This is a genomic window from Tateyamaria sp., from assembly GCF_059783535.1.
The window spans coordinates 21,185-23,982 of the sequence record NZ_JBYNDP010000049.1; the positions used below are offsets into that span (position 1 = coordinate 21,185).

The following is a 2,798-nucleotide window of genomic DNA, read 5'->3' on the forward strand; positions in this document are numbered from 1 at the left end:
ATCATGGATGAACCGACTGCGGCGCTGGGCGTGCAGGAAACGGCGCAGGTCGAAAATATCATCCGGACGCTGAAAGAAGCGGGCGAACCGCTGATCCTAGTCAGTCACAACATGCGGCAGGTGTTTGACTTGGTAGACCGGATCGTGGTTTTCCGGCGCGGACGCATTTGCGCGAACCTACGCAAGGAAGACACCGATGGCCAAGACGTGGTCGCCTACATCACCGGCGCCAAGACGCAGGAAGGATACGAGGACGCGGCCTGAAGAGGTGCGCGACCTTGTTGGGTGCAGACCGGACGGTGACCAAACCGGTGTCAGCGTGTAACCCATGGCTGTGACGCTTAAGGATGTGGCCCAACGGGCCGGTGTTTCTCGCTCTGCGGTGTCCCGCTGTTTTACACCTGGCGCGTCGATCAGTGGCAAAACGCGGGAAAAGGTTGAAAAGGCCGCGGCTGAGTTGGGCTATAGCCCCAATGCGCTGGCCTCATCCCTCACCACCGGCCGTACCAAGTTGGTGGGTGTGATTTCCAACAACTTCCATAACCCGATCTTTTTGGAAGTGTTCGATCTGGTCACGCGCGAGTTGCAAAAGCGCGGCCTGCGACCTTTGTTGGTCAATCTTTCGGATGAAACCGACCCGTCGAACTCTGTCCGCCTTCTTCAGCAATACTCGGTGGATGCGGTGATCGTGGCTTCGTCCACACTGCCTGTCAGCTTTGCTGAAAGCTTTCACGAAGCCGGCATGCGCGTGGTTCATTCCTTTGGCCGCCTCACGGATGCGCCGAAGATTAATGTGCTTGGTATCGACAACATCGAAGCGGGCCGGATAGCTGCGCGAGAGTTGATCAAGCGCGGCTACAGGCGGGTCGGGTTCTTGGCCGGACCGCTCAGCGCCACATCAACTCGCGACCGACACACCGGGTTTGTCGAGGAGCTCGGGCGCCACACCGAGATGTCGCTTTCGGTCAGCTATGCCGCTGCCTACTCGTTTAATGCGGGCAGGGATGAGATGGCGCGCCTTCTCTCCATGGGACCAGCCGAGGCATATTTCTGCGGCGATGACGTGCTGTCCATCGGCGCATTGTCCGCGATCAAGGATGCTGGACTCTCGGTTCCGGATGACGTCGGCATCCTTGGCCTCAACAACATGGAAATGGCCGCGTGGGAGTTGATTGATCTTACGACGATTCATAACCCGATCGACGATATCGTCCGCACGTCGGTCGATCTGGTGGAGGCGATGTTGGATGGCGCGGAAACTGTGGCGCAATCCCTGACCTTCGACTGTCATGTGGTTGAACGTGGCACTCTGCGCCCGGTTTTAACCTGACTGAGTGAAAGATCCGGTAAAGTGGGTGCCTGGCCAATTGCGTTGGGGACATCGTTTCCGATCCGTTCAAGCTTTCGCTGACAACGGTGGTCTTGGCAGCATCAGATCCGCCCAGATAGGCAGATGATCTGACGCGAGCTTTGCCAATTTTCCTTGTTCGACACCGGCGTCGGCCACCTTGATGGCGTCGGAATGTGCGATGCGATCCAACGCTGCGACCGGACGTGCGGCGTGAAAAGACTGTCCGGGGCTTAGGACGGAAAACTTTGGCTCCAACGGTTCCAGTCCCCGCCGGGCGGACCACTCGTTGAAGTCGCCCAGGATAATCGCGTCATCGACGTTCTGAACTTGCCTCGCCAATCTTTCAAGTTGAAGCCGCCGATGGCGACGCATGAGGCCAAGATGGGCCCCCATGACGGCAACCGACAACGAACCGAGATCAACTTCAAAATAGACCGCGCCACGCGGCTCAAGCCCGGGTAGGTCGATCCGTTGAACTCCAGCTGCTTCAATCCCGTTGCGCAAGAGGATGGCATTCCCATGCCAACCCAGGCTGACGTCGTTTTGCGCAGTTGGCAGAACCTCAAAGTCGGTTTCTGTCTCGATCATGTGGAACGGCAACGCTGCAGGTCTATCGCCCAGCCTTCTGTCAGCTTCCTGCAAGGCTATAACGTCAGCGCCCAGCTCGTTCAGGACATCCAGAATACGGCCGGGATTTCGTTGACCATCCAGTCCCCGCGCTTTGCGGATGTTATAACTGGCAAAACGCAATGTCTGGGGGATGCTAAGCTCGGCCATGGTGCCTACGTATGTAGTGATACTTGAAAAAGAATAGGCCCATGAACAGGCTCAGAAATCAAAACCCTATCCTATTGATCCTATGGGGTGTCCTGCTTGCGGCGTCACTTGTTGCTCTCGTCGTTGGATTTTGGGAACTGGCATTTGTCGCCTTGTTGACGCTGGGGCTTTGTATGGCGCCACTTTTTCTGGCGTCCCGATACGCCATTACCGTGCCTTTCCCCTTTCTGATCGCCACGACACTCTTCATCAGTGGCTCGATCTTCATGGGCGAGGCATTTGGTTTTTATGAACGCGTTTGGTGGTGGGATCTTGCTCTGCATGGGTCCTCGGCCATTGGGTTCGGTTTGATTGGTTTCTTGTTCATTTTCATGCTGTTCGAAGGTGATCGCTATGCTGCACCAGCAGCCGCCATCGCATTTCTGTCTTTCTGCCTTGCCGTGACGGTCGGTAGTATTTGGGAGATTTTCGAGTATGCGATGGACTCGGTCTTTGGACTTAACATGCAGAAAAGTGGCCTCGACGACACGATGGGTGATCTCATTGTAAATGGCATTGGGGCGATCATCGGCGCCATCAGCGGCTATTTTTATCTCAAAGGGCGTGAAAAGCGTTTGTTGGCGCCCTTCATTAGACAGTTCGTCGATGCCAACCGGAGCCTGTATCACCG

3 protein-coding genes and 1 pseudogene are annotated in these 2,798 nt (G+C 56.3%); 3 read left to right on the forward strand and 1 reads right to left on the reverse strand.

The window, feature by feature from the left end:
- Positions 1-264, forward strand: a pseudogene (locus AC6RA8_RS11355) (sugar ABC transporter ATP-binding protein); the annotation flags it as partial.
- Positions 265-328: 64 nt separating this feature from the next.
- Positions 329-1,330 carry a LacI family DNA-binding transcriptional regulator gene (locus AC6RA8_RS11360; RefSeq protein WP_500352867.1) on the forward strand — a complete coding sequence of 334 codons (1,002 nt, stop codon included), beginning with the start codon at positions 329-331 and terminating at the stop codon, positions 1,328-1,330.
- A 66-nt stretch (positions 1,331-1,396) separates the two neighbouring features.
- On the opposite strand, the gene AC6RA8_RS11365 is transcribed toward AC6RA8_RS11360, so the two are convergent.
- Complete coding sequence (locus AC6RA8_RS11365; RefSeq protein ID WP_500352868.1) at positions 1,397-2,128, reverse strand: endonuclease/exonuclease/phosphatase family protein; 732 nt, start codon at positions 2,126-2,128, stop codon at positions 1,397-1,399.
- Positions 2,129-2,169: 41 nt separating this feature from the next.
- Between AC6RA8_RS11365 and AC6RA8_RS11370 the strand changes: the two genes are divergently transcribed.
- The coding region (locus tag AC6RA8_RS11370) for a DUF2238 domain-containing protein (RefSeq protein ID WP_500352869.1) at positions 2,170-2,798 on the forward strand (629 nt) is incomplete at its 3' end.

Coding starts and splice junctions, on each gene's coding strand:
- AC6RA8_RS11360 (WP_500352867.1), top strand. CDS start 329: ATGGCTGTGACGCTTAAGGATGTGGCCCAACGGGCCGGTGTTTCTCGC.
- AC6RA8_RS11365 (WP_500352868.1), bottom strand. CDS start 2,128: ATGGCCGAGCTTAGCATCCCCCAGACATTGCGTTTTGCCAGTTATAAC.